We start from the raw sequence: 25096 nt of genomic DNA on the forward strand, positions 1-25096 counted from the left end.
ATGCGGTGCCCGCCGGGTGGTCGTGGGGCAGAAGGGCTTGAATCGATTCAGGAATCGACCCGGATCACGGCATTCCGCCGCTCGTCGACGCCCGCGCGATGAGCTGCGGAGAGAAGACCGTCTGGCGCGTCGGGCGGTCGGGGTCGAGAGCCTCGTCGAGCAGGATCCTCATGGCGGTACCGCCGATGAGGGCGCTCGGCTGACGGACGGACGTCAGGGGCACGGCGGCCGCCGCGGCGAACGAGATGTCGTCGAAACCCACCACCGCGATCTCGTGCGGCACGAGCATGCGGCCGTCGACGACCAGGCTCTGCAGCAGGCCGAGGGCGAGAAGGTCGTTCGCGGCGAACACCGCGTCGGGGCGATCGCGACGCTCTCGGGCGAGCAGCCGACGCCCCGCCGACACGCCCTCCTCCACCGTCATCGCGTGGGTGGGCACCACTTCGAGCGTGGCGGTGTGCTCGCTGTTGTCGACCGCGCTGCGCGCACCGGCGAGGCGGTCGGTCACCTGGCGGATGTCGAACCCTCCGCCGACGAAGGCGATGCGCCGGCGCCCGCGCTCGAGCAGGTGCTCGGCGGCGAGACGTCCGCCGGCGACGCTGTCGACCGACACCGATGAGACCGACCCGTCGCCCGAGAACCTGTCGATCAGCACCGAGGGGATGCCGCGGGCCCGAAGGCGCTTCAATCTCGCGGTGACGTCGCCGAACGGGGCGATCAGCAGACCGCGCACCATCTGCTGCTCGAACAGGTCGATGTACAGCGACTCACGCGCGGCGTCCTCATCGCTGTTGCCGTGCAGGAGCGCGAGTCCACGGCTGGTGGCCTCGTTCTCGGCCCCGGCGACGACGTCGGCGAAGAACGGATTGCGTCCGTCGAGGGCGACGAAACCGACCGTCGTGCTGATGCCGGCGCGCAACTGGCGGGCGGCGTCGTTGCGCACGTATCCGAGGGTTTCGATGGCGGAGTTCACACGCTCCACGGATGCCGCCGACACGGCATCCGGTCTGTTCAGCACGTTCGACACCGTGCCCACCGAGACTCCGGCGAGGGTCGCGACGTCGCGGATGCTCACCGTCACAGCGGCTCCTCCCGTCACGATCCGGTCTCGACACGATCCTGACTTGACCGCGTCGTCGGCATCACCCTACAGTGACTGGCATCCGATCTGAAACGATTCAGATTGCGCCGGGCAACCGGCTCCACCCTCAACGAGGAGGCAGCATGGCTGACGCGATGGCCGCGACACCCGCCACGCCCGATCACGCCCTCGAACTCCGGCGCGTGATGAAGTCGTTCGGCCCGGTGGTCGCCCTCCGGTCGGGGAGCCTCGTGCTCGATCGCGGTTCGATCCACGCCCTGATCGGCGAGAACGGCGCGGGCAAGTCCACGCTCGTCAAGATCATCGCGGGCCTGTACCGCCGCGACGACGGCGACTTCTTTCTCGACGGCGAGAGCGTCGACTTCGCCAGCACGGCGCAGTCCAAGGCCGCCGGCATCGCCGTCATCTACCAGGAGCCCACGCTCTTCCCCGACCTGTCGGTGACCGAGAACATCTTCATGGGGCGCCAGCCCACCGGTCGCCTCGGACGCATCGACCGTGCGGCCATGCGTGAAGAGGCGACGCAGATCTTCCAGCGTCTCGGCGTCGCGCTCGACCCCGACCGGGTGACCGAGGGCCTGTCGATCGCCGACCAGCAGATCATCGAGATCGCCAAGGCCATCTCGCTCGACGCGCGCGTGTTGATCATGGACGAGCCGACGGCGGCCCTCAGTGGCGTCGAGGTCGAGCGGCTGTTCGCGGTGGCGCGCAGCCTGCGCGACGAGGGCCGCGCGCTGCTGTTCATCTCGCACCGCTTCGACGAGGTCTTCGCCCTGTGCGACACCGTCACCGTCATGCGCGACGGGGCGTACGTCCACACCACGCCGCTGGCGGACACGACCGTCGACGACCTCGTGCGCCAGATGGTCGGCCGTGATGTCACCGAGCTCTTCCCCAAGCTCCCCTCCACTCCCGGAGACGCGGTGCTCGAAGTCGACGGGCTCACGCGCAAGGGCGTGTTCCGCGACGTGTCGTTCTCGCTCCGCGCGGGCGAGATTGTCGGCCTCGCCGGCCTCGTCGGGGCGGGACGCAGCGAGGTCGCCCGAGCGATCTTCGGCGTCGACTCGTACGAAACGGGCACCGTCCGGCTGAACGGGGCCGTGCTGCCGAAGGGCGACGTGCGTCGCGCCACCGCGCGCGGCCTCGCTCTGGTCCCGGAGGACCGACGCAAGCAGGGACTCGTGCTCGACGAGGGCGTCTCGCGCAACATCACCCTCGCCATCCGGGCCAAGCTGTCGCGCTGGGGCCTTCTGCGCGCGGCCGACGAGAACCGCGCCGCCCGCGAATGGGCGAGTCGCCTCGAGGTCAAGACCGCGGCGCTCGACGCCACGACCGGCACCCTCAGCGGCGGCAATCAGCAGAAGGTCGTCATCGGCAAGTGGCTCGCCACCGAGCCCAAGGTGCTGATCGTCGACGAGCCCACCCGCGGGATCGACGTGGGGACCAAGTCCGAGGTGCACCGCCTTCTCTCCGAACTCGCGCAGCAGGGCCTCGCGATCCTCATGATCTCGAGCGAGCTGCCCGAGGTGCTCGGCATGGCCGACCGGGTGCTCGTCATGCGCGAAGGACGCCTCACCGGTGAATTCGCGCGAGCGGATGCCACTCCCGAGGCCGTCATGTACGCCGCGACCGCCGAAGCGGGGGCCTCCCTGTGATCGCGTCGCGTCAGCTGCTCACCCCGTCCACCCCTGAAGCGGAGGGCCTCCGATGAGCACCGCCACCCCTGTCCGCCCGGGCACCAGTCCCGCCGCGAAGCTCGTCTCGCACGTCGCCACGGCGCGCGAGAGCGGCATCGTGCTCGCTCTGGTGCTGATCATCGTCGTCGCGACGCTCAACAACCCGACGTTCCTGTTCTCGTCCGACGGCTTCCGCGACCTGCTGCTCACCCCGTCGCTGCTGCTGCTGGTCGCCGTGGGACAGGCGATCGTCATCATCACGCGCAACGTCGACCTCTCGGTCGGTTCGGTCGTCGGGCTGACGGCCTACCTGACCGGTCGGCTGTTCATCGACGTGCCGGGTATTCCCCTCGTCGTCGTCTTCATCGCCGGCATCGTGGTCGGCGGCATCCTGGGCTTCGTCAACGGTGCCCTCGTCGCCTACGCCAAGGTGCCCGCCCTCGTCATCACGCTGGGCACGATGTACATCTACCGCGGGATCAACGTCGCGTGGGCCGGCAGCAACCGCGTCAACGCCTCCGACCTGCCCGGCAGCTTCCGCGACCTCGGCACGGGCCAGGTGCTCGGCATCCCGCTGCTGACGATCCTCGCCGTCGTCGTGCTCATCGCCGCCGCCTGGTATCTGCGCAACCTCCGCAGCGGACGCGAGCTGTATGCGATCGGTTCCGACCCGGCCGCCGCCCACCTCTACGGCCTCAAGGTCAACCGCCGCATCATCGGAGCCTTCGTCACCAGCGGGGCCCTGGCGGGCCTGGCCGGTGTGCTCTACGCCGCGCGCTATGGCACCGTCGCCTCGAACGCCGGGTTCGGCTGGGAACTGCAGGCGATCGGCGCGGCCGTCATCGGCGGCGTCGCCATCTCGGGCGGCGTGGGCACGGTCTGGGGCGCGGCCATCGGCGCTTACCTGCTGCTGACCATCAACCGCGCCCTGCCGATCCTCGGCATCGATGACTTCTGGCAGCGGGCGGTGGTCGGCGCGCTGATCCTCGGCGCCATCGTGCTCGACCGCGTGCTGGCCGTCCGCCAGTCGCGCAAGCTCACCGCAGAGAGGGAGACGGGTCGATGACCTCCACCACCGTCGACGAACGCGCCCGGACCTACCGCGCGCACGCCCGACCGTTCTGGCGCCGTGCCGTACTCACGCGCGAGGCCGCGATCATCGGCATCCTGCTGCTGGTGATCGTCGTGTCGCTGGCGACCGTCCGCAACTTCGACAGCCCCCTGACGGTCACCTATCTGCTGCGCGACATCGCACCGATTCTGTTGATCGCGCTGCCGATGACCCTCATCATCATCACCGAGGAGATCGACCTCTCGGTCGCGAGCATCGTCGGCCTGTCGAGCGTCACCGTCGGCGTTCTCACCCAGGCGGGGTGGCCGTTCGAGCTCGCGGGCCTCGCGGCGATCGTCGTCGGCGTCGTCGCAGGGGCCGTCAACGGATTCCTCGTCACCGTCGTCGGCCTGCCCTCGCTCGCCGTCACCATCGGCACGCTCGCACTGTTCCGCGGAATCGCGGTGGGGCTGCTCGGGACCGAGGCCGTCACGGAGTTCCCCGAAACGTGGACCGACCTGGCCAAGGCCAACATCCCCGGCACGCCGCTGCCGCTCATCATGATCCCGTTCGCGGGGCTGGCGATCGTGTTCGCGGTGCTGCTGCACCTCACGCCCTTCGGTCGCTCGCTGTACGCGATCGGCCTGAACAAAGAGGCGGCGCAGTTCTCGGGCATCGACGTCGGCCGCACCAAGTTCGTGCTCTTCGTGATGAGCGGAGCCGTATCGGGCTTCGCCGGCGTGTACTTCACCCTGCTCTACAGCAACGCCCGCGGTGAGAACGCGATGGGCATGGAACTGCAGGTGATCGCCGCCGTGCTGCTGGGCGGAGTGTCGATCTTCGGTGGCCGCGGCGCCCTGCACGGCGTCATCGCCGGTGTGCTGCTCATCGGCACCCTGGGCAGCGCGCTCCGCCTCGCCGGCGTGACGAGCGACATCATCAACGTCATCACCGGACTGCTGCTCGTGCTCTCGGTGGTGTCCGCCAGCCTCCTCGCCGCGTTGCAGGCCCGACGGGTCGCCGCGATCGGCCGCAGGAGGGGCGCGCGCTCCGCCACCCCGACGTCGACCGACTGACCCGCACCCCACTCGCACCACCATCTGTCCCCTGAAAGGAAACAACGATGTTCGCATTCACACGCAAGACCCGCGTCGGCACCGCAGCCGCCGCCCTGGCCCTGGCGGTCACGCTCGTCGCCACCGGCTGCTCCGGCGGCAGCGCCGGAGGAAGCGCCGGCGGTGACGGCGGTGGCGACGGCGGCAACCTCGCCATCACCTTCCTGCCCAAGAACCTGGGCAACCCCTACTTCGAGACCTCGAACAAGGGCGGCGAAGAGGCCATCACCGAGTTCGGCGGCACCTTCGAGCAGGTCGGCCCGAGCGAGGCGACCCCGACGTCGCAGGTGCAGTACATCCAGACCGCGGCCCAGCAGGGCGTGGGCGGCCTGGTCATCTCGGCCAACGACCCGTCGGCCATCTGCGACGCGCTCGACGAGGCGCGCAGCGCCGGCGTCAAGGTCGTCACCTTCGACTCCGACACCGACGCCAAGTGCCGCGACCTCTTCATCAACCAGGCCACCGCCGAGGGCATCGCCAAGGCGCAGGTCGACCTGATCTCGGAGCAGATCGGCGACTCCGGTCAGGTCGCGATCCTCTCCGCCGCGGCCAACGCCACGAACCAGAACGCCTGGATCGAGCTCATGAAGAGCGACCTCGCCGCGAACCACCCGAACATCGAGCTCGTCGACGTCGTGTACGGCGATGACGACGACCAGACGTCGTTCGACCGCACCGCGGCGCTGCTGCAGACCTACCCGAACCTCAAGGGCATCGTGTCGCCGACCACGGTCGGCATCGCCGCCGCCGGTCGCTACCTGTCGACCTCGGAGTTCAAGGGCAAGGTCGCCCTCACGGGCCTCGGCACGCCGAACCAGCTGCGGGAGTACGTTCAGGACGGCACGATCACCTCGTTCGCGCTGTGGAACCCGGCCGACCTCGGCTACCTGAGCGCCTACGCCACCAAGGCCCTCATCGACGGCACCATCACCGGCAAGGAAGGCGACTCGTTCGAGGCCGGCAAGCTCGGCACCTTCACGGTCGGGGCGGACGCCACCGTGCTGCTCGGCGACCCGTTCGTCTTCACCAAGGAGAACATCGGCGACTTCGACTTCTGATCGATCGCCACGCAGGGGCCCCGGCCGTCATCGAGACGGTCGGGGCCTCTGCGCGTCACCGGTTGCGCCGCACGCAGGCCGATCCTGCCCCGGTCGCGTCGCGCGTACCGGAGGGCGACCCCGCGACGGTCGCGTCAGCCGCTCGAGGCCCGCACCACGAGCTCGGGGCGGAAGCGCACCTGCCGCTCGGCCGGGTCGAGTTCGCCGTCGAGCTGGCGCAGCAGCAGGTCGACGGCCGTGGCGCCGAGCTCTTCGGCCGGCTGGCGGACCGAGGTCAGGGGCACGACCGTGGCCGCGGCGAAGTCGATGTCGTCGTAGCCGACGAGCGCGATGTCGTCGGGAACGCGGATGCCGCCGAGCATCGTCAGCGCCTGCAACAGGCCGACGGCGAGCAGGTCGTTGGCGGCGAAGACCGCGTCGGGGCGGTCGTCGCGCTCGCGCAGCGCTTCGCCGGCGGCGCGGCCGGCCAGCACCGTCATGGCATCGGTCTCGATGACCTCGAGGCTGGCCCCGTCGACCTCGGCGACGGCGCGGCGTGCACCCTCGAGGCGATCGGCCACCTGGCGGGTGGTCAAGGGACCGGCGACCACGGCGATGCGGCTGCGCCCCTGCGCCAGCAGGTGGGCGACGGCCAGGTGGCCGCCCTCGACGTCGTCGACCGACACCGTGCACGCGGCATCCGACTCGGTCTGCTCATCCACCAGCACGAGCGGAACGCCAGCGCTCGCGAGGTGCTGCACGACGTCTCCCTCGGGAACGGCCGGGGTGAGCAGGACGCCGGCGACGCGTTGCTCGCGGAACTGGTCGAGGTAGAGGCGCTCGTGGTCGGCGTCGGCACCGCTGGAGCCGAGCAGCACGACGTAGCCGTCTTCGGCGGCGCGGGCCTCGGCGCCGCGGGCGACGGCGGCGAAGAACGGGTTGCCGACGTCGAGCACGATGAGGGCGATGCTGCGGCTGCGTCCGGCGCGCAGCTGGCGTGCGGCGTCGTTGCGCACGTAGCCGAGCGCGTCGATCGCGGCGCGCACTCGTTCGGCGGCGGCGGGAGAGACCGTCTCGCGGCCGTTGAGCACGTTCGAGACGGTGCCCACCGAGACGCCGGCGTGGGCTGCGACGTCTTTGATCTTGACCGCCATCGACGACCGTGCCTTTCCCGGGAGTTCTGACCGACGATATCGCAGGCGCCCGGCGGGCCTTCGGGGAGGGGCGCGGCGCGACCCGGTGTTGCGTCGCGGGCGCGGTCGTTCTATGCTGCGATGAAACGATTCATTTGTCGAGGAAGAGAAGCTCCACCCGATGACCGCCAACCCCACCCGCGTCTGCTTCGAGCTGCGCGTGCGGCCCGAGCTCGTCGACGACTACGTCGCCCGCCACACCCCGGTGCGCGCCGAGATGCTCGCCGAGATCGCCGCCGCCGGTCGCCGCAACTACTCGCTGTTCCTCGGCGAGGAGGGGCGCCTGATCGGCTACTACGAGACCGACGACGACGCCGCCGCCCAGGCCTATCTCGCCGCCTCGCCCATCGCCGCCGCGTGGGAGGCGGAGATGGCCCCCTACTTCGTCGGCCTCGCCGGTCGTCCCGACCAGGCAGCCACACCGCTCACCGAGGTCTTCCACCTCGCCGACCAGCTCGCAGACGCGGGAAGGACCCTGTCATGACCACCCTGAGCCCCCAGATCCTCGACGCCCTCGCGGCGCAGGCCATCGAACTGCCCTCGTGGGCGTTCGGAAACTCCGGCACCCGCTTCCGCGTCTTCCCCACCGCGGGCACCCCGCGCGACCCCTTCGAGAAGATCGCGGATGCCGCGGAGGTCAACCGCCTGACCGCGCTCGCCCCCACCGTCGCCCTGCACATCCCGTGGGACCTCGTCGACGACTACTCGGCACTGCGCCGTCACGCCGAAGACCTGGGCGTGAAGCTGGGCACCGTCAACTCGAACACCTTCCAGGACGAGGACTACAAGTTCGGCGCCCTCACCCACCACGACGAGCGCATCCGGCGCAAGGCGATCGACCACCACCTCGAGTGCATCGACGTGATGGATGCCACGGGCTCGCGCGACCTGAAGATCTGGCTCGCCGAGGGCTCGAACTACCCCGGCCAGAACGACATGCGCGGCCGCCAGGACCGCCTGCAGGACTCGCTGCAGCAGATCTACGCACGCCTCGGCGACGACCAGCGCCTCGTGCTGGAGTACAAGTTCTTCGAGCCGTCGTTCTACCACACCGATGTTCCCGACTGGGGGACCTCGTACGCGCAGGTGGCCTCGCTGGGAGAGAAGGCGATGGTGTGCCTCGACACCGGCCACCACGCGCCCGGCACCAACATCGAGTTCATCGTCATGCAGCTGCTGCGCCTCGGGAAGCTCGGCTCGTTCGACTTCAACTCGCGCTTCTACGCCGACGACGACCTCATCGTGGGCGCGGCCGACCCGTTCCAGCTGTTCCGCATCCTCGTCGAGGTCATCCGCGGCGGGGGCCTGAACAACCCCGACGTGGCGTTCATGCTCGACCAGTGCCACAACATCGAGGACAAGATTCCGGGCCAGATCCGCTCGGTGCTGAACGTGCAGGAGATGACCGCGCGTGCCCTGCTGCTCGATCGCGACGCCCTCACCGCGGCGCAGGACGCGAACGACGTGCTCGGTGCGAACGCCGTGATGATGGACGCCTTCTACACCGACGTGCGTCCGGCCCTCGCGGAGTGGCGCGAGTCGCGGGGCCTTCCCGCCGACCCGATGGCCGCGTTCGCGGCATCCGGATACCTGCCCCGCATCGCCGACGAGCGCGTCGGCGGCACCCAGGCCGGCTGGGGCGCCTGAGCCCTCACCCTTTCGTCGCACGGATGCGCGCGACGACCCGATCGCCGGGGCGGCGGACCCTGAATCACCGTCGCCCCGGTTCCCTTTACCGTCGCTCTCACCCGTGAGGAACGTCATGACCAGCTCCACCGCCGCCGACCTCGTCGCGCGCAGCAACCGCCTCGGCTCCGACCCGAAGGTCACCAACTACGCCGGCGGCAATACCTCCGCCAAGGGCACTGACATCGACCCCGTCACCGGTCAGCCGGTCGAGTTGCTGTGGGTCAAGGGCTCGGGTGGCGACCTGGGCACCCTCACCGAGAAGGGCCTGGCGGTGCTGCGCCTCGACCGTATGCGGGCGCTGGTCGACGTGTACCCCGGCATCGAGCGCGAAGACGAGATGGTCGCGGCCTTCGACTACTGCCTGCACGGCAAGGGCGGGGCCGCCCCCTCGATCGACACCGCGATGCACGGTCTCGTCGACGCCGCGCACGTCGACCACCTGCACCCCGACGCCGGCATCGCGATCGCCACCGCCGCCGACGGCGAGAAGCTCACGACAGAGATCTTCGGTGACAAGGTGGTGTGGGTGCCGTGGCGCCGCCCCGGCTTCCAGCTGGGCCTCGACATCGCCGCGATCAAAGAGCGGAACCCGCAGGCGATCGGCACGATCCTCGGCGGTCACGGCATCACCGCCTGGGGCGACACCTCGGAGGAGGCGGAACGCAACAGCCTCTGGATCATCGACACCGCGCAGGCCTACATCGACGAGCACGGCGCGGCCGAGCCCTTCGGCGGCGTGCGCGCGGGCTTCGCGGCCCTGCCCGAGGCCGAGCGTCACGCGAAGGCGGCGGCGCTGGCCCCCACCATCCGCGGGCTCGCCTCGACCGACAAGCCGATGGTCGGTCACTACACCGACTCCGCCGCGGTGCTCGACTTCTTGGCATCCGAGAAGGCCCCCGCCCTCGCCGCCCTCGGCACCAGCTGCCCCGACCACTTCCTGCGCACCAAGGTCAAGCCGCTGATCCTCGACCTGCCCGCCGACGCCTCGATCGACGACGCGATCGCGCGCCTGCAGGAGTTGCACCTCGCCTATCGCGAGGACTACCAGGCGTACTACGACGCGCATGCTTCGACAGGCTCAGCAACCGAGGAAGCGAGCCCCGCGATCCGCGGCGCAGACCCGCTCATCGTGTTGATCCCGGGCGTGGGCATGTTCTCGTACGGCGCCAACAAGCAGACGGCGCGCGTGGCGGGCGAGTTCTACGTCAACGCCATCAATGTGATGCGCGGAGCCGAGGCCCTCTCGACATACTCTCCGATCTCGGATGCCGAGAAGTTCCGCATCGAGTACTGGGCGCTCGAAGAGGCCAAGCTGCAGCGGATGCCCCGGCCCAAGACCCACCAGGCCCGCATCGCGTTCGTCACGGGCGCGGCATCCGGGATCGGCAAGGCCATCGCGACCCGCCTCACCGCGGAGGGCGCGTGCGTCGTCGTCGCCGACCTCGACCTCGAGAAGGCGCAGGCCGCCGCGGCCGAACTGGGCGGCACCGACGTCGCGATCGGGGTGGCGGCGAACGTCGCGGATGCCGAGGCCGTGCAGGCCGCGATCGATGCGACAGTGCTGGCGTTCGGCGGCATCGACCTCGTCGTGAACAACGCGGGGCTGTCGCTGTCGAAGCCGCTGCTGGAGACCACCGAGAAGGACTGGGACCTGCAGCACGACGTCATGGCGAAGGGCTCGTTCCTCGTCGCGAAGGCGGCGGCGAAGGCTCTGATCGCGCAGAAGATGGGTGGCGACGTCATCTACATCTCGTCGAAGAACTCGGTGTTCGCCGGCCCCAACAACATCGCCTACTCGGCGACCAAGGCCGACCAGGCCCACCAGGTGCGCCTACTGGCGGTCGAGCTGGGCGAGCACGGCGTGCGCGTGAACGGCATCAACCCCGACGGCGTCGTGCGCGGCTCGGGCATCTTCGCCGCGGGCTGGGGTGCCAACCGCGCCGCCACCTACGGCGTCGACGAGAAGGACCTCGGGCAGTTCTACGCCAACCGCACGATCCTCAAGCGCGAGGTCGTGCCCGAGAACGTCGCCGATGCGGTGTACGTGCTCACCGGTCCCGAGCTCTCGCGCACGACGGGCCTGCACATCCCCGTCGACTCGGGCGTCGCTGCGGCGTTCCTGCGATGAGCGACGCCGGGTCGGGTGCTGCGGGGTTGCAGCCGTCGCCCGCGGCCGGGGTCGGCGCTTCGCGGCCGGTCCGCGCCGTCGCGGCCGTCGACCTCGGCGCGACCAGCGGCCGCGTGATGATCGGCCGCGTCGGCGAGGGAGTGCTCGAGCTCGAGCAGGTCGCGCGCTTCGCGAACGGACCCGTCGAGCGCGCGGACGGCTGGCACTGGGACGTCGAGGCCCTGTGGACTCACGTGCGCGCGGGCCTGGCCGAGGCGCTGCGCCGCGAACCGGCGATCGAGAGTGTCGGCATCGATTCGTGGGCGGTCGACTACGGTCTGCTGCGCGACGGCGAGCTCATGGCGGAGCCGTTCCACTACCGCGACGAGCGCACCGCGCGCGGGGTGGATGCCGTGCACGCGATTGTTCCGTTCGAGGAGCTGTACCGCCGCAACGGCCTGCAGTTCCTGCCCTTCAACACGGTGTACCAGTACGCCGCCGACGCGCAGCTCGCCGCGGCCGAGGCGAGCCTGCTGATCCCCGACCTCTTCGCCGAGCGCCTCACCGGTCGCCGCGTCGCCGAGCGCACCAACGCCTCGACGACGGGCCTGCTCGACGTGCACACGGGGGAGTGGGACACCGAGCTCGCCGCGACGTTGGGCATCCCGGCATCCGTGCTGCCCCCGCTCGTCGACCCCGGCGAGACCGTGGGCCGCGCCACCGACCTCGGCGGAGTGCCTGTCGTCGCCGTCGGCTCGCACGACACCGCCTCGGCCGTGGTCGCGGTGCCGATGTCGTCGGCCAACGCGGCCTACATCTCGTGCGGGACGTGGGGTCTGGTGGGTCTGGAGCTCGAGGCGCCGATCGTGACGGATGCCGCCCGCGCGGCCAACTTCACCAACGAGGGCGGCGTCGACGGACGCATCCGCTTCCTCCACAACGTCACCGGTCTCTGGCTGCTGAGCGAGACGGTGCGGGCGTGGTCGGAGGCCGACGGCGCCCCCGTCGACCTCGGTCGGCTGCTGGCGGCGGCGGGCTCGGTCTGGGTGCCGGCGCGGCTGTTCGACGCCGACGACCCCTCGCTCGCGGCTCCCGGCGACATGCCGACGCGCATCGCGGCGCTGCTCGGTCGCGACGCCCCCGGTCGCTCGGAACGCCCGATGTTCGCGCGCATCATCGTCGAGAGCATCGCGCAGGCGTTCGCCACCACCCTCCGCGCGGCGGCGGCCCTCGCGGACCGCGAGATCGACGTCGTTCACCTTGTCGGCGGCGGAGCGCTCAACACCCTGCTGTGCCAGGCGACGGCCGACCGCTCGGGGGTTCCCGTGCTGGCGGGTCCCGTCGAGGCGACGGCGCTGGGCAACGTGCTCGTGCAGGCGCGGGCGCTCGGCGCTTTCGATGCGGATGCCTCGCTCGCCGACCTGCGGGCGCGCGTGGCCGCGGCCTTTCCTCCGCGGCGCTACGAACCGCGTTTCTGAAACCCCTTCCCGCCCTGTCGGAGCGGGCGTACGATGTGGTCAGACCACATGAAAGAGAGATCCCCCATGGTTCAGCGTCAGCTGCCGAAGGTCGGCGAGCTCCTCGAGCTCATGCAGTTCAAGAAGCCCGAGCTCGACGCGCGCAAGCGCCGCCTCGACGCCGCGCTCACGATCGCGGACCTCCGCACGATCGCCAAGCGCCGCACGCCCAAGGCCGCGTTCGATTACACCGACGGCGCCGCCGAGGGCGAGCTGTCGCTCGACCGGGCCCGCCGCGCCTTCGAGGACGTCGAGTTCCACCCCGACATCCTGCGCCCCGCCGCCGACGTCGACACCTCGTGCCAGATCCTCGGCGGTCCCTCCGCCCTCCCCTTCGGCATCGCGCCCACCGGCTTCACGCGTCTCATGCAGACCGAGGGCGAGACGGCCGGAGCCTCCGCCGCCGCCGCCGCCGGCATCCCCTTCACGCTCTCGACCCTCGGCACCACCTCGATCGAGGGGGTGAAGGCCGCCAACCCCGTCGGTCGCAACTGGTTCCAGCTCTATGTGATGAAAGACCGCTCGATCTCGTACGGCCTCGTCGAGCGCGCGGCGAAGGCGGGCTTCGACACCCTGCAGTTCACCGTCGACACCCCCATCGCCGGCGCCCGCCTGCGTGACAAGCGCAACGGCTTCTCGATCCCGCCGCAGCTGACGGTCGGCACCATCGTCAACGCGATCCCGCGCCCCTGGTGGTGGATCGACTTCCTCACCACCCCCAAGCTCGAGTTCGCCTCGCTCAGCACCACCGGCGGCACGGTCGGCGAGCTGCTGAACGCCGCGATGGACCCCACGATCAGCTACGACGACCTCGACGTGATCCGCGGAATGTGGCCCGGCAAGATCGTCGTCAAGGGCGTACAGAACGTGACGGATGCCGCGCGCCTGGTCGACCTCGGCGTCGACGGCATCGTGCTGTCCAACCACGGCGGCCGCCAGCTCGACCGCGCGCCCATCCCCTTCCACCTGCTGCCGAAGGTCGTGCGCGAGGTCGGCAAGGACGCCACGGTCATGGTCGACACCGGCATCATGAACGGCGCCGACATCGTGGCATCCATCGCCCTCGGCGCGAAGTTCACCCTGATCGGCCGCGCCTACCTGTACGGCCTCATGGCCGGTGGGCGTCAGGGCGTCGACCGCACGATCGCGATCCTGCGCAGCGAGATCGAGCGCACGATGACCCTGCTGGGCGTCTCGTCGCTCGATGAGCTCGAGCCCCGCCACGTGACGCAGCTGACGCGACTGGTGCCCGTGGCCGACCAGGCGGTCGACGCGCGGGTGTGACGGCGGGTGCGGAACCTCGGCGATCCGCGCATCCTCGGCTCGATGGGGGCGCGTGCGGCTGAGGTTGAGCGGATCGCGGAGCCGGCGTGCCGGCGCAAGCGCCGGGCGGCGGCGGCAGAACCTCAGCGATCCGCGCATCCTCCGCCCGGTGGGGGCGCGTGCGGGTGAGGTTGTGCAGATCGCGGAAGGTGTGCGGGGATGGCCGGGGTTCGACTGTCGCGGAGCCCGTCAGCCCGCGTCGCCCCGAGCGCGCCGCCGCGCGAATCGCGGAGCGTGCGCGGCGCGCCACCTCGAGTCAGGTCAGCGCGGCGGAGCCAGCAGCCCGCCGAGCGCGCCCAGCGATCGGGCGAGCGGCAGCGACGGGTCGAGCAGCCACTGCACCTGCAGGCCGTCGGAGGCGGCGATGAGGAGGGCGGCGACCTGGTCGGGGTCGCAGTCGGCGCGCACGAGGCCGTCGGCCTGCTCCTGGCGCAGTCGCGCGGCGAGGTCTTCGCGCAGGCGTGCGAAGCGGGCCGTGAAGTACTCGCGCGCGGTGGCGCTGTCTTCTTTCAACGACGTCGCGACGAGGGTCGTGTAGAGCTCGACCAGCCCCGGTACCGCGGTGTTGTGCTCCGCGGCATCCGTCAACGACGACAGCGCCGTGGCGTCGGGCGCGGGCGGGCGTTGCCGGTTGGCGTGGTCGTACACGGCCACGAGCAGCTGCTCGCGCGAGTCGAAGTAGTGCAGGAGCGCCGCGTGCGAGACGCCCAGCGCCCGCGCGATGCTGCGCAGCGATGCGCCGTCGGCGCCGCGCTCGGCGAAGACGTCGATCGCGCGGTTGAGGATCTCCTGCCGGCGTGCGACGCCTTTCGAGTACGCCCCGGAGCGGCCGAGGCGATCGTCGTCGAGGGCGTCGTCGCCGGGGGAGTCGTCGCCGAGGGTCACCGGGTCAGTCTAAGCGCCGGGTGAGAGAGAAAGCATCCACTGGTCGGTTTTCTGGTAGCGTTCCCACCGAGCCGCTCGCGCGGCGATCTCGACGACGAGCAAGGAAGGTCCGATGTTGCTCCCCACCCCCTCCGTTCAGCTGTACACGCTGGCCGATCAGTTCAGCGCCGACCCGCAGGGGTCGCTCGACCGCCTCGCGGCCATCGGCCTGCGCAACGTCGAGGCGTTCGACTTCGTGCGCCGCCCCGCCGAGATCCGCGCCGCGCTCGACGCGAGCGGCCTGGCCTCGCCCACCGGGCACGCACCCCTGCTGTCCGATGAGCTGTGGACGCCCGACGGGTCGATCCCCACCCCCGCCCCCGAGGCGGTCTTCGCGGCCGCGGCCGAGATCGGCATCAGCACGGTGATCGATCCCTTCGTCGCCGCCGATCGCTGGCTGACCGCCGACGGCGTGGCCGACATCGCCGAGCGCATGAACGCCGCAGCAGACCTCGCCGCCACCTACGGACTGCAGGTCGGCTACCACAACCACGCGCAGGAGTTCCTCGCCGACGTCGACGGTCGCAGCGCGTTCGAGCACTTCATAGCCCAGACCGACGAGCGCGTCGCCATCGAGCTCGACCTGTTCTGGGCGCTCACCGGCGGCCAGGACGTGCCCGCTCTCGTGAGCCGCCTGGGCTCGCGCCTGCTGGCCGTGCACGTGAAGGACGGCATCGTGCCGGCCGAGAACCCCTTCGCCCCCGGCGCCGACCTCGGCGTCACGCGCACCCTCGACCAGCGCCACCCCGGCGACGGCCAGGTGCCCCTCGTCGAGGCCATGCGGGTTGCCGAATCGGTGCGCTGGGCCGTCATCGAGTACGACCGCGCCCCCGGCGACGTGTTCGACGATGTCGCCGCCAGCTACGCCTTCCTGCTCGAGAACGGCCTCGCCGCGTGAGCGCCCCCGTCGGCGTCGGCATCATCGGCGCGGGTGTCATCAGCGACACCTACCTCGAGAACCTCACCTCGTTCCCCGACGTCGACGTCCTCATCGTCGGCGACCTCATCGCCGAGCGTGCGCGGGCCCAGGCCGCGCAGTACCGCGTGCCCGCGTGGGGCACGGCCGACGACGTTCTCGCCCACCCCGACGTGCAGGTCGTCGTCAACCTCACGATCCCCGCCGTGCACGTCGAGGTGTCGTCGAAGGCGATCGCCGCCGGCAAGCACGTATGGACCGAGAAGCCCCTCGGCCTCGATCGCGAGGGCACCGCGGAGCTCCTCCGGCAGGCGGATGCCGCGGGCCTGCGCATCGGCTCGGCGCCCGACACGCTGCTGGGCCCCGGCTTCCAGTCGGCCAAGCGCGCGATCCTCGACGGCGCGATCGGCCGGCCCCTGTTCGCGCAGGCGTCGTTCCAGACGCAGGGGCCCGACCTCTGGCATCCGGGACCGCAGTTCCTCTTCGCCCGGGGCGCCGGTCCGCTGCTGGACATGGGGCCGTACTACGTCTCGGCGCTGGTCAGCCTCTTCGGCCCGGTCGACCGGGTCGCCGCCGTCGGCACGCGGCCGCGCGTGCAGCGGAGCATCCGCACGGGGCCGGCGGCGGGCGAGGTCTTCGACGTCGATGTTCCCACCACTGTTCAGCTGATCGCCTCGTTCGAGGGGGGAGAACAGGCGCAGGGCCTGTTCAGCTTCGACTCCGCGCTCGAACGAGCCGGCGTGCTCGAGGTGCACGGAACCGAGGGGTCGATGTTCCTTCCCGATCCGAACCACTTCGTCGGCGAGATCTCGCGCGTGGAGCCCCTCGGCGTGCTCCTCGACGACTTCCGTCCCGAGCAGGAGCGCCTCGAGGTGCCGCTGCAGGGCGCGGAGGTCGGCCGCGGACTCGGTCTGCTCGACATGGTGCGCGCGATCGCCGAAGGGCGTCCGCACGTGGCCTCGGGCGAGCTCGGGCATCACGTGCTCGACGTGCTCCTGTCGGCCGAGGAATCGGCCGCCGGTGCGGGCTTCGTGACGGTCGAGAGCACGCTGGGCGCTCCGGTGCCCGTGCTGCCGGCCGACTTCGACCCGTTCGCGCGCACGCTCTGAGGCGGAGCCCCGGCGGTCAGCGGCAGAAGGGGCGGCCGAAGCCGAGGAACACCCCGCCGACGGGGACGGATGCCGACGACTCGGCCGACCAGGCTTGCCCGGCGGTCGTGCGCACGGTGACTCGATCGGTGCGGAACAGCGAGTACGAGCCGTCGTTGGGGACGCGGGCGGCCCGCGCCCACGGCGGGATGCCCGACGCGACGACGCGGCCGTTCACGAGCAGGTCGAAGCCGCGCGGCTCCCAGCCGTCGTACGCCCAGGTGACGACGGCGCCGCCGTCGTTGACGCACCCCAGTCGCGTGGGCGGCGAGACGGTGGCGGCGACGATGCTCCCGGGCGCCGCGGTGACGTCGGCCAGCGCCGCCCACGCGGGGGTCGCGCCGAGAGCCGCGGTCACCGCGAGGGAAGAGGCCAGACCGAACGCTCGGCCGATCCGCACGCGGGCGGGGGCCCGTCGTCGCTGTGCGCGCAGGCTCCGACGCGTCACCGGAAGGCTGCGGTGCGGCTCGTCGGGGTCGGCAGGCGGCCGGGGGTCGTCGTCATCGCTGCGACGCAGGGCGAGCAGGAGGCACAGGGCGAACCCGACCGTCACGGCACCGAGCGGCACGACGTCGGCGGTCTTCACCCACACCACGGGCAGCCCGACCCACGGCACCCTCAGCACCCCGACGCCGCGGACGGCGTCGGGGTGCAGGGGTGACGAGTCGGCCGACGGGTTGGCGTCGCCCTTGGTGATCAGTGCCCCGTCGACGTCGATCCCGGCGATGCGGTGCAGCCGCAGCCGGTCGGACCAGTCGGGATCGTCGGCCAGCACGACCCGGCCCGGCAGCAGGGCGTCGGGCGGCATCGGGCGCGACACCACGACGTCGCCCACCTCGATCGCCGGCGTCATCGACGCCGTCATCACGGTGGTGGGCAGCCACCCGAGCGCGACGGGCGCCGCGGCCCAGAACCCCAGGGCCAGGGCGAGCGTCACCACCGCTCGGGCCGCCGCCACCGCCGCGACGAGCAGCACGCGACTCGCGGGCACCGACTCAGCTGTTCTGGGCTTCCCAGACGAGCGCGGTCGAGGCGGTGCCCCCCTGGACACTGTTCGGCGCGTCGTCGGCGAGCGTCCACGAGATGCGGAAGGTGCGCGACTCCGCCTCCGCTCCCGTCGGGCTCCAGGTCGCGGCCCCGGTGGCGAACGAGGAGTGCGCTCCGGTGAAGCCCGCGAGGCTGCCGTCGAACACCGTGCTCTGCGCGGTGAAGCCCGTGCAGGTGCCGTAGCCCCCACCGGTGCCCTGCTCGATGGTGAGAGCGAGGTGGTCGGCGAGGCCGGCGGTGCCGGTCACCTCGTCGGCGTAGAGGCGCACCTGCGAGGCGAGGGTGCCGGTCGAGGTGACCGCGATGCACGTCGTGCCCCCGTCGCCGGGCTTGGCGTTGGGCGCGGTGAAGAGCGTGCGTCCCGCGGCGTCGTCGGCGAGCTGCACGGTGCCGGCGCGCCAGCTGTTCTGCTCGTTCGAGGTGGTGTCGGAGAAGGCGGCGTACGAACTCGTCGACACCAGAACGCCCGCCGCGACGACGGCCGCGGGTAGGGCGATCGCGGTGGCGATGCGAGAGGAACGGCGTGTGAACTTCGGCATGATGGATCTCCCCACGAGATCAAGAGCGGATAGGTCACCTGCACAGTAGGAAAACCCCTCCTCGTGGAGGAGAAGCGGGTGGAGGCTTGACAAGTCGCCACCCGCCGTGGTTTCCATTCGAGCGAATGGACCCCTACGCAGCCGTCTCCTTCTCGGGCTCGCGCCGCCGTGCGCCCGCGCCGAGCGTCAGGGTCGAGGCCAGGCCCAGCGTGAGGAACGCCGCCGCGGTGAACGCCGCCGCGCGCGTGCCGTCGCTGAAGGCGGCGCGCGCGTCGATCGCGAGGTCCTGGGTCTGCGGCGAGGCCGCGAGGCCGCCGATCGCCGCACCGGCACTGTCGACCACCTGCGAGACGACCTGGTCGCTCTGCGCCGTGGGCACGCCGCGATCGTCGAGGCGCGCGGTCAGCGCCCCCGCGGTGGTCGAGAACAGCACGGTGCCCAGCACCGCCACCCCGAGAGCCGCGCCCAGCTGACGCGAGGTCGACTGGGTGCCCGAGGCCTGCCCGCTCGCGGCCGGGGGCACGTCGGCCAGCACCACGCCGGTCAGCTGCGCCGTGGCGAGGCCGACGCCGACGCCGTAGACGAAGAGGAAGGGGATGAGGGGTCCCCACGTGGCATCCGGAGAGATGGTGAAGGCGACCCCGGCCACGCCGATGATCTCGGCGAGCAGGCCGCCGCGCACGATCCAGACGGGGGCGACCTTGCCGCTGAGCGCCCCGGCGATGCCGCTCGCGACGAACGAGCCGATCGCGAGCGAGAGCAGCAACAGGCCGGTCTGCAGGGCGTCGAAGCCGACGACGAACTGCAGCCACAGGGGCAGGGCCAGGATGATGCCGAACTCGCCGAGCGAGACGACGGCCGCGGCGATGTTGCCGTTGCGGAACGACGTGATGCGGAACAGGCCGAAGGCCAGCAGGGTCGAACGCCCCGCGCGTTGGCGCCGCAGGCCCCACGCGATGAAGGCGATGAGCGCGACGAGCGCCACGGCGAAGGCGATCGGCACGGGGGAGAGCGAGAGCGGCCACGTCCAGTCGCCGATCGCGGGCGCGGTGTCGACGGTCCACCATCCGTAGGTGCGGCCCTCGATGAGGCCGAACACGAGCGGGGCCATCGTCAGCACCGACAGCAGGGCGCCGACGCCGTCGATCGCCTCGACGCGGTCGCTGCGCGATTCGGCGACGGTCAGGGCGACGCCGATCACGATGATCACCCCGAGGGGGATGTTGATGCCGAAGGCCCAGCGCCACGAGAACGCCGTGGTCAGCCATCCGCCGAGCAGGGGGCCGACCGCGGCCATGCCGCCGATGGTGGATCCCCAGACGGCGAAGGCGATGCCGCGCTCGCGTCCGCGGAAGGTGGCGTTGATGATCGAGAGGGTCGTCGGCAGGATCATCGCTCCGCCGATTCCCTGTACCAGGCGCGAGGCGATGAGCAGTCCGCCGGTGGGCGCGAGGGCCGCTGCGATCGAGGCGAGGGCGAAGATGCCCACGCCGATCAGCATGAGCCGGCGTCTGCCGAAACGGTCGGCGAGCGAGCCGAAGACGAGCAGGAACGAGGCGAACACGAGGGTGTAGGCCTCTTGTACCCACTGCACCTCGGTCGAGGAGATCGTGAGCTCTTCGACGATCGAGGGCACGGCGACGTTGACGATCGTGGAGTCCACGATGATCAGCGAGACGGCGATGCTGATGAAGACGAGCCCCGCCCAGCGGCGCCGATCCATGGTGTCGTTCATATCGCTAGCTTATCTAGCGATATCGGACGAGGGAAGGGCTTGCACGTGCGACGACCAGGCGGATGCCGAGGGGTGCGGCATCCGTTCGATCGAGGTCGGGCCCCGGCTCAGGCGCTGTGGCGCGGGCGCGGGGTCGCGCGCGGACCGCGCTCGCCGGGCGGCAGCGGGATCGGCGTCGTGCCAGCGATCTCGTCGCTGAAGTCCTCGGGCTCGGGCGCGATCGTCTGGATCGGCCGGGTCTCGTCGACCGTGAGCAGGAACCGCTTCGTCTCGTGGCGGTGCACGCGCCCCGACGCGAGCGTCCAGCTCACTCCGATCGCGCAGGCGATCACAGCGACGACCGCGGCGAGCCCGATGGCCACGCGCGGTCCGAACTGCGCAGCCACAGCGCCCACGATGGGGGCGCCCACGGGCGTGCCGCCCAGCAGGATCGCCATGTACAGCGCGAGCACGCGGCCGCGCAGCACGGGGTCGGTCGTGGTCTGCACGTAGCCGTTCGCGGTGGTCAGCGTCGTCACCACGCAGAACCCGGTGAGCACCAGGGTGGCGGCATAGGCCTCGTAGCTCGGGGCGAAGACCGAGAGGGCGGATGCCACGGCGAAGCCGCCGGCGCCGACGATCACCACGCGCATGCGGGCGCGCTCGCGACGCGCGGCGAGCAGGGCTCCGGCGAGCGAGCCGATCGCGACGAACGAGCTGAGCAGGCCGAACCCGTCGGCGCCGCGGCCGAATTCGAGGGCCATCGTCGAGGCGAAGATCGGGAAGTTCATGCCGAACGCACCGAGCAGGAACACCATCACGAAGATCACGACGAGATCTGGCCGTCTCCCGACGTATCGGAAGCCGTCGGCCAGGCGCGCCGGTCCGCCGCGGCGGTGGCGGGCGACGAGCTCGTGCGGCCGCATGATCAGCAGGGCGCCGAGCATGGCGAGGAAGGTGACCGCGTTGACGAGGAACACCCACCCGGTGCCGACGATCACGATCATGACGCCCGCGACGGCCGGCCCGATCAGGCGGGCCATGTTGAACGACGCGGCGTTGAGGGCGACGGCGTTCGAGGCGTTCTCCTGTGACACCAGGTCGGAGACGAACGCCTGTCGGGCGGGGTTGTCGAAGGCGGTGACCACGCCGAGGGCGAGAGCGAAGCCGAACATCAGCGGCAGAGTCATCACGCCGGTCAGCAGCAGCACGCCGAGCGTGACGGCCAGCAGCAGCAGGGCGCTCTGGGTGCACATGATGAGCTTGCGCCGGTCGAACCGGTCGGCGACCCACCCGGTCACGCTCACCAGCAGCAGGGGAGGGGCGAACTGCAGCGCCATCGTGACGCCCATCGCGGCGGCGTCGTTGTCGGTCAGCTGCGTCAGCACGACCCAGTTCTGGGCGGTGGCCTGCATCCAGGCGCCGACGTTGGAGACGAGGGCTCCGATGAACCAGACGCGGTAGTTGAAGATCGACAGCGACCGGAACATCGACGTGCTCATCTGTCGGCCACCTTCCTCATGATCACCGTGGCGCGGGCCAGCGCGTCGCGTTCTTCCGGGCTCAGCTCGGCGAGGGCCTCCTCGAGGAAGGCGTCGCGCCGGCGCACCGTCTCGTCGACGATGCGACGGCCGAAGTCGGTGAGGTCGATCGTCACGCGGCGGCGATCGGCCTCGTCGGGGATGCGCGTGATGTATCCCGCCTCCTCGAGGCGCGACACCGTGCGGTTCATCGACGGCGCCGTGACGCGCTCACGCTCGGCCAGTTGGCCGAGCGTGTGCGCGCCGTGCACGGTCAGTGCGGCGAGGACGGCGAACTGTCCATCGCTCATGGAGTCGACCGCCCGCTGCGCTCGCAGGCGTCGAGCGAGGCGGAAGGTCGCCATACGCAGCTCGGAAGCCGCGGCGCTGAAGTCATGACTCAGGTCGGGAAGGGGGGATTCGTCGACGCGATCATTCATATCCGTGATGGTTAGGTTAGCTCATTAGCCTTGCTAACGGAATAGTCCTCGTCCGTGCAATCCGGTCCCAGCCCTAGACTCCCCCCATGCCAGAGTTCGACGACGCCTACGGCATCCGCATCGTCTACGACGTGTACGAGGCGGTCGAGCCCCGCGCGGTCGTGCAGCTGCTGCACGGGGTGGGCGAGCACGCCGGCCGCTACACCGCCCTCATCGAGGCCCTCGTCGAAGCGGGCTACACCGTCTACGCCGACGACCACCGCGGCCATGGCCGCACGGGGCTGGGGCAGTGGCGAGGCGATCACGCCAAGCTCGGTCGGCTCGGACCCGGCGGTCTCGGCGCCGCCCGCGACGCGGTGTGGACCCTCTCGCAGCGCATCCGCGAGCAGTACCCCGACCTGCCTCTCGTGCTGCTCGGGCATTCGTGGGGCTCGTTCCTCGCGCAGATGCTGCTGGATCGGCATCCGGATGCCTATGACGCGGTCGTGTTGAGCGGTTCGGCCCTGCGCTGGCCGGGGTCGTTGAACGCGGGCGACCTCAACGCCCCGTGGAAGCACCTCGGCGGCTCCGGAATGCAGTGGCTCTCCAGCGACGAACAGGTGGGGAAGGACTTCGTCGCCGATCCGCTGACCACATCGACGCCGTTGGCGCGGCTGTTCGGCCCCCTCGAGACGCTGAAGCTGCTGGGGCGCCCGCGGCGCGACCTCGGCCGCGACGTGCCGATGCTGCTGATGGTGGGGCGCGACGACACCGTGGGTGGCCCGCGCAGCGTGCATCGCCTCGCCGACGCCTACCGGCAACGGTCGGGCCTGACCGACGTGACGACCCTGGTGTACCCGGGGGCGCGGCACGAGATCTTCGCCGAGCGCGAACAGGCCGCGGTGCGCGCCGACCTGCTGGCCTGGCTCGACGAGCGGATCGCGTCGCGCGTCTAGTTCGTCGTGTCGGTCGCGGCCCCTGTTTGAACATGCTAAATAACAAGAACAATCACAAGTTCACACGTCGTGATCTAAGCGTTACCGTCGCGAATTGACCTCATCGCGTTGACCCGCGAAGCTGAATGCGCCGAAAGCGGGATAAACCGCCTCGATCGGGCCGCATGGTCCCTCATCGCCGAGGAAAGCGCACATAGACGTGACGACTCTAGACACACCAAAACTCACACAAACAAACAAAAGCTCACGTCGGACCAGCCGACCCGAGCGACTCGGCAACGGGATGTTCGCCGTGCTGCTGGTGGTGCCGGGCATGGCGCTCATGGCGGTTGTCGTCGCGTACCCCCTCGTCTCGGCGCTGGTCACCGCGTTCTTCAAACAGAGCCTCGTGCTCCCCGGGCGCGAGTTCGTCGGCTTCCAGAACATCGCCGACGTGCTGCAGGACGACTTCCTCCGCCTGCTCGGGCAGACGCTCGTCTTCACCCTGGGCACGACCATCGCCCCCTTCGTGATCGGCTTCGCCCTCGCACTCGCCCTCAACACGCAGATCCGCGGATCGAAGGTGTTCCGCGGCCTGATGCTCATCCCGTGGCTCGTGCCCGGCGTCGTGGTGTCGTTCCTGTGGATGTGGATCTTCAACGCCAACTACGGCGTGATGAACGCGATCCTCGAGCCGCTCGGCGTCTCGCCCCAGGCCTGGCTCGCGCAGCCCGGAACCGCGATGTTCGCGGTGATCGTCGCGAAGACCTGGCAGTCCTTCCCCTGGATGATGGTCATGCTCCTCGCCGGTCTGCAGACCGTGCCGCGCGAGCTGCACGAGGCCGCCGAGATGGACGGCGCCGGAACGGTCCGCCGCTTCTTCTCGATCACCGTCCCGCAGATCGGCGGGATCATCGGCCTGGTGCTGCTGCTGGAGTTCATCTGGAACTTCCAGCACTTCGACATCATCTACGTGCTCACCGGCGGCGGCCCCGCCGGCTCCACCGAGACCTTCGCGACCTCGGTGTACGAGACCGCCTTCCACGGCTTCGACCTCGGCCGCGCCGGAGCGCTCGGCCTGTTGTGGCTCGTCCTGCTGATGGCGCTCGTCGTCGTCTACGTCCGATTCTCCGAGAGGAGTGAGAAGCGATGACCAGCACCGCCCTCCCCACCGTCGCCCCCAGCCCCGAGGCTCCGCCGGTCGTCGTCGACGCTCCCGCACGCCGCCGCCGGCGCCCGAGCTCGGGCCTGCGCTCCGACCGCCCCGGCGTCCGCGCCGCATCGTGGGCCGCGCTGATCGTGTGCGGCGGGTTCGCCCTGCTGCCGGTCTACTGGCTGCTCGCGACCTCGCTCACGCCTCGGGACCAGGTGTTCTCGTACCCGCCGAAGCTGTTCCCCACCGAGATCACCTTCGACGCCTACATCTCGCTGACGTCCAACCCGCAGCTGTTCACCTACCTGCAGAACAGCGTCATCGTCTCGGTCGTCACGGCCCTGCTCTCGGTGATCGTGTCGGCCTACATGGGCTACTCGTTCTCGAAGTTCCGCTACCGCGGTCGTCGGCAGCTGATGTACTTCGTACTGGCCTCGCAGATGTTCCCGCAGGCCCTGCTGCTGGTCACCCTGTACAGCGTGTTCAGCGCCTACGGCTTGCTCAACACCTACACCGCGCTCGTGCTGTCGTTCACGACCTTCACGCTGCCGCTGTGCGTCTGGATGCTGAAGGGCTTCTTCGACACCATCCCCGACGAGCTCATCGAGGCCGCCCGCGTCGACGGTGCCTCGCGGCTGCGCACCATCCACTCGATCGTGCTGCCGCTGGCCGCCCCCGGGCTCGTCGCGGCCGGACTGTTCGCCTTCGTCCGCGGCTGGAACGACTTCATCTTCGCCCTGACCCTCGCCGGCCCCGACAAGCAGACGCTCCCGCCCGGACTCGTCAACACCTACGTCGGCGAGGCGGCCACCGCCTGGCCCGAACTCATGGCGGCATCCCTCGTGGTGTCGCTCCCGGTGGCCGTCGCGTTCATGCTGCTGCAGCGCTACCTGGTCAGCGGCATGACGGCCGGCGCCGTCAAAGGCTGATCCCCGCTCTTTCTCTCACCGCTCGCCCGTCAAGGAGGACAC

The 25096-nt window shown here is 70.6% G+C and carries 22 protein-coding genes; 14 read left to right on the forward strand and 8 right to left on the reverse strand.

The window, feature by feature from the left end; translation table 11 throughout:
* Nucleotides 1-64 precede the first annotated feature (64 nt).
* Nucleotides 65-1081: a LacI family DNA-binding transcriptional regulator gene (locus FS769_RS14165; protein ID WP_144834511.1), complete on the reverse strand. Its 1017-nt coding sequence runs from the start codon at nucleotides 1079-1081 to the stop codon at nucleotides 65-67.
* A gap of 143 nt (nucleotides 1082-1224) precedes the next feature.
* Here FS769_RS14165 and FS769_RS14170 point away from each other — a divergent pair, with 143 nt between their 5' ends.
* Genes FS769_RS14170 through rhaS form a run of 4 tightly spaced genes read left to right on the forward strand, consistent with a single transcriptional unit; the run spans nucleotide 1225 to nucleotide 6002 of the window.
* Complete coding sequence (locus FS769_RS14170; RefSeq protein WP_144834512.1) at nucleotides 1225-2757, forward strand: sugar ABC transporter ATP-binding protein; 1533 nt, start codon at nucleotides 1225-1227, stop codon at nucleotides 2755-2757.
* 52 nt (nucleotides 2758-2809) lie between these two features.
* Nucleotides 2810-3844: an ABC transporter permease gene (locus tag FS769_RS14175; protein WP_144834514.1), complete on the forward strand. Its 1035-nt coding sequence runs from the start codon at nucleotides 2810-2812 to the stop codon at nucleotides 3842-3844.
* Nucleotides 3841-4905: an ABC transporter permease gene (locus tag FS769_RS14180; RefSeq protein ID WP_144834516.1), complete on the forward strand. Its 1065-nt coding sequence runs from the start codon at nucleotides 3841-3843 to the stop codon at nucleotides 4903-4905. The genes FS769_RS14175 and FS769_RS14180 overlap by 4 nt, the downstream gene beginning before the upstream one ends.
* Before the next feature lie 47 nt (nucleotides 4906-4952).
* Nucleotides 4953-6002, forward strand: a complete 1050-nt coding sequence (gene rhaS / locus FS769_RS14185) for a rhamnose ABC transporter substrate-binding protein (RefSeq protein WP_144834518.1) — start codon at nucleotides 4953-4955, stop codon at nucleotides 6000-6002.
* A gap of 134 nt (nucleotides 6003-6136) precedes the next feature.
* Here rhaS and FS769_RS14190 read toward each other — a convergent pair whose 3' ends face one another.
* Nucleotides 6137-7135: a LacI family DNA-binding transcriptional regulator gene (locus tag FS769_RS14190; protein ID WP_144834519.1), complete on the reverse strand. Its 999-nt coding sequence runs from the start codon at nucleotides 7133-7135 to the stop codon at nucleotides 6137-6139.
* 160 nt (nucleotides 7136-7295) lie between these two features.
* On the opposite strand from FS769_RS14190, the gene FS769_RS14195 reads away from it, so the two are divergent.
* The 5 genes from FS769_RS14195 (at nucleotide 7296) to FS769_RS14215 (ending at nucleotide 13771) form a co-directional block, all read left to right on the forward strand.
* Complete coding sequence (locus FS769_RS14195) at nucleotides 7296-7658, forward strand: L-rhamnose mutarotase (protein ID WP_144834520.1); 363 nt, start codon at nucleotides 7296-7298, stop codon at nucleotides 7656-7658.
* Nucleotides 7655-8821, forward strand: a complete 1167-nt coding sequence (rhaI, locus tag FS769_RS14200; protein ID WP_144834522.1) for an L-rhamnose isomerase — start codon at nucleotides 7655-7657, stop codon at nucleotides 8819-8821. Before FS769_RS14195 ends, rhaI begins: the two co-directional genes overlap by 4 nt.
* Before the next feature lie 115 nt (nucleotides 8822-8936).
* Nucleotides 8937-10991 (forward strand): bifunctional aldolase/short-chain dehydrogenase, encoded by a 2055-nt coding sequence (locus tag FS769_RS14205; RefSeq protein WP_144834524.1) that lies wholly within the window; start codon nucleotides 8937-8939, stop codon nucleotides 10989-10991.
* Nucleotides 10988-12448, forward strand: a complete 1461-nt coding sequence (locus FS769_RS14210) for a rhamnulokinase family protein (protein ID WP_144834526.1) — start codon at nucleotides 10988-10990, stop codon at nucleotides 12446-12448. The genes FS769_RS14205 and FS769_RS14210 overlap by 4 nt, the downstream gene beginning before the upstream one ends.
* A gap of 66 nt (nucleotides 12449-12514) precedes the next feature.
* A complete protein-coding gene (locus FS769_RS14215) occupies nucleotides 12515-13771 on the forward strand; it encodes an alpha-hydroxy acid oxidase (protein ID WP_144834527.1) in 1257 nt (418 codons plus the stop codon).
* A gap of 300 nt (nucleotides 13772-14071) precedes the next feature.
* Here the strand turns inward: FS769_RS14215 and FS769_RS14220 are convergent, their stop codons facing one another.
* The gene (locus tag FS769_RS14220) at nucleotides 14072-14695 is read right to left on the reverse strand and encodes a TetR/AcrR family transcriptional regulator (RefSeq protein WP_144834529.1); all 624 of its coding nucleotides are present in this window, start codon (nucleotides 14693-14695) and stop codon (nucleotides 14072-14074) included.
* A gap of 112 nt (nucleotides 14696-14807) precedes the next feature.
* Here FS769_RS14220 and FS769_RS14225 point away from each other — a divergent pair, with 112 nt between their 5' ends.
* Together FS769_RS14225 and FS769_RS14230 are read left to right on the forward strand one after the other, a co-directional pair.
* Nucleotides 14808-15632 carry a sugar phosphate isomerase/epimerase gene (locus FS769_RS14225; protein ID WP_144834531.1) on the forward strand — a complete coding sequence of 275 codons (825 nt, stop codon included), beginning with the start codon at nucleotides 14808-14810 and terminating at the stop codon, nucleotides 15630-15632.
* A complete protein-coding gene (locus FS769_RS14230) occupies nucleotides 15629-16759 on the forward strand; it encodes a Gfo/Idh/MocA family protein (protein WP_144834533.1) in 1131 nt (376 codons plus the stop codon). Before FS769_RS14225 ends, FS769_RS14230 begins: the two co-directional genes overlap by 4 nt.
* A 16-nt stretch (nucleotides 16760-16775) precedes the next feature.
* On the opposite strand, the gene FS769_RS14235 is transcribed toward FS769_RS14230, so the two are convergent.
* From FS769_RS14235 to FS769_RS14255, 5 genes are all read right to left on the reverse strand, one after another.
* Entirely contained in the window at nucleotides 16776-17789 is a 1014-nt protein-coding gene (locus tag FS769_RS14235; protein WP_144834535.1) for a S24/S26 family peptidase, read from the reverse strand.
* A 4-nt stretch (nucleotides 17790-17793) separates the two neighbouring features.
* Nucleotides 17794-18384, reverse strand: a complete 591-nt coding sequence (locus tag FS769_RS14240) for a TasA family protein (protein WP_144834537.1) — start codon at nucleotides 18382-18384, stop codon at nucleotides 17794-17796.
* A 133-nt stretch (nucleotides 18385-18517) separates the two neighbouring features.
* Nucleotides 18518-20119 carry a DHA2 family efflux MFS transporter permease subunit gene (locus FS769_RS14245; RefSeq protein WP_144834539.1) on the reverse strand — a complete coding sequence of 534 codons (1602 nt, stop codon included), beginning with the start codon at nucleotides 20117-20119 and terminating at the stop codon, nucleotides 18518-18520.
* Between the two features lie 107 nt (nucleotides 20120-20226).
* Complete coding sequence (locus FS769_RS14250; RefSeq protein WP_144834541.1) at nucleotides 20227-21600, reverse strand: MFS transporter; 1374 nt, start codon at nucleotides 21598-21600, stop codon at nucleotides 20227-20229.
* Nucleotides 21597-22058: a MarR family winged helix-turn-helix transcriptional regulator gene (locus FS769_RS14255; RefSeq protein WP_260979771.1), complete on the reverse strand. Its 462-nt coding sequence runs from the start codon at nucleotides 22056-22058 to the stop codon at nucleotides 21597-21599. The genes FS769_RS14250 and FS769_RS14255 overlap by 4 nt, the downstream gene beginning before the upstream one ends.
* Nucleotides 22059-22144: 86 nt before the next feature.
* On the opposite strand from FS769_RS14255, the gene FS769_RS14260 reads away from it, so the two are divergent.
* The 3 genes from FS769_RS14260 (at nucleotide 22145) to FS769_RS14270 (ending at nucleotide 25054) form a co-directional block, all read left to right on the forward strand.
* Nucleotides 22145-22993, forward strand: a complete 849-nt coding sequence (locus tag FS769_RS14260; RefSeq protein ID WP_144834543.1) for an alpha/beta fold hydrolase — start codon at nucleotides 22145-22147, stop codon at nucleotides 22991-22993.
* Nucleotides 22994-23276: 283 nt separating this feature from the next.
* Nucleotides 23277-24125 (forward strand): carbohydrate ABC transporter permease, encoded by an 849-nt coding sequence (locus FS769_RS14265; RefSeq protein WP_144834545.1) that lies wholly within the window; start codon nucleotides 23277-23279, stop codon nucleotides 24123-24125.
* Complete coding sequence (locus FS769_RS14270; protein ID WP_144834546.1) at nucleotides 24122-25054, forward strand: carbohydrate ABC transporter permease; 933 nt, start codon at nucleotides 24122-24124, stop codon at nucleotides 25052-25054. The genes FS769_RS14265 and FS769_RS14270 overlap by 4 nt, the downstream gene beginning before the upstream one ends.
* Nucleotides 25055-25096: the final 42 nt, after the last annotated feature.

The sequence above is a fragment of the Microbacterium sp. BH-3-3-3 genome (genome assembly GCF_007679045.1).
Classification (GTDB): Bacteria; Actinomycetota; Actinomycetes; order Actinomycetales; family Microbacteriaceae; genus Microbacterium; species Microbacterium algihabitans.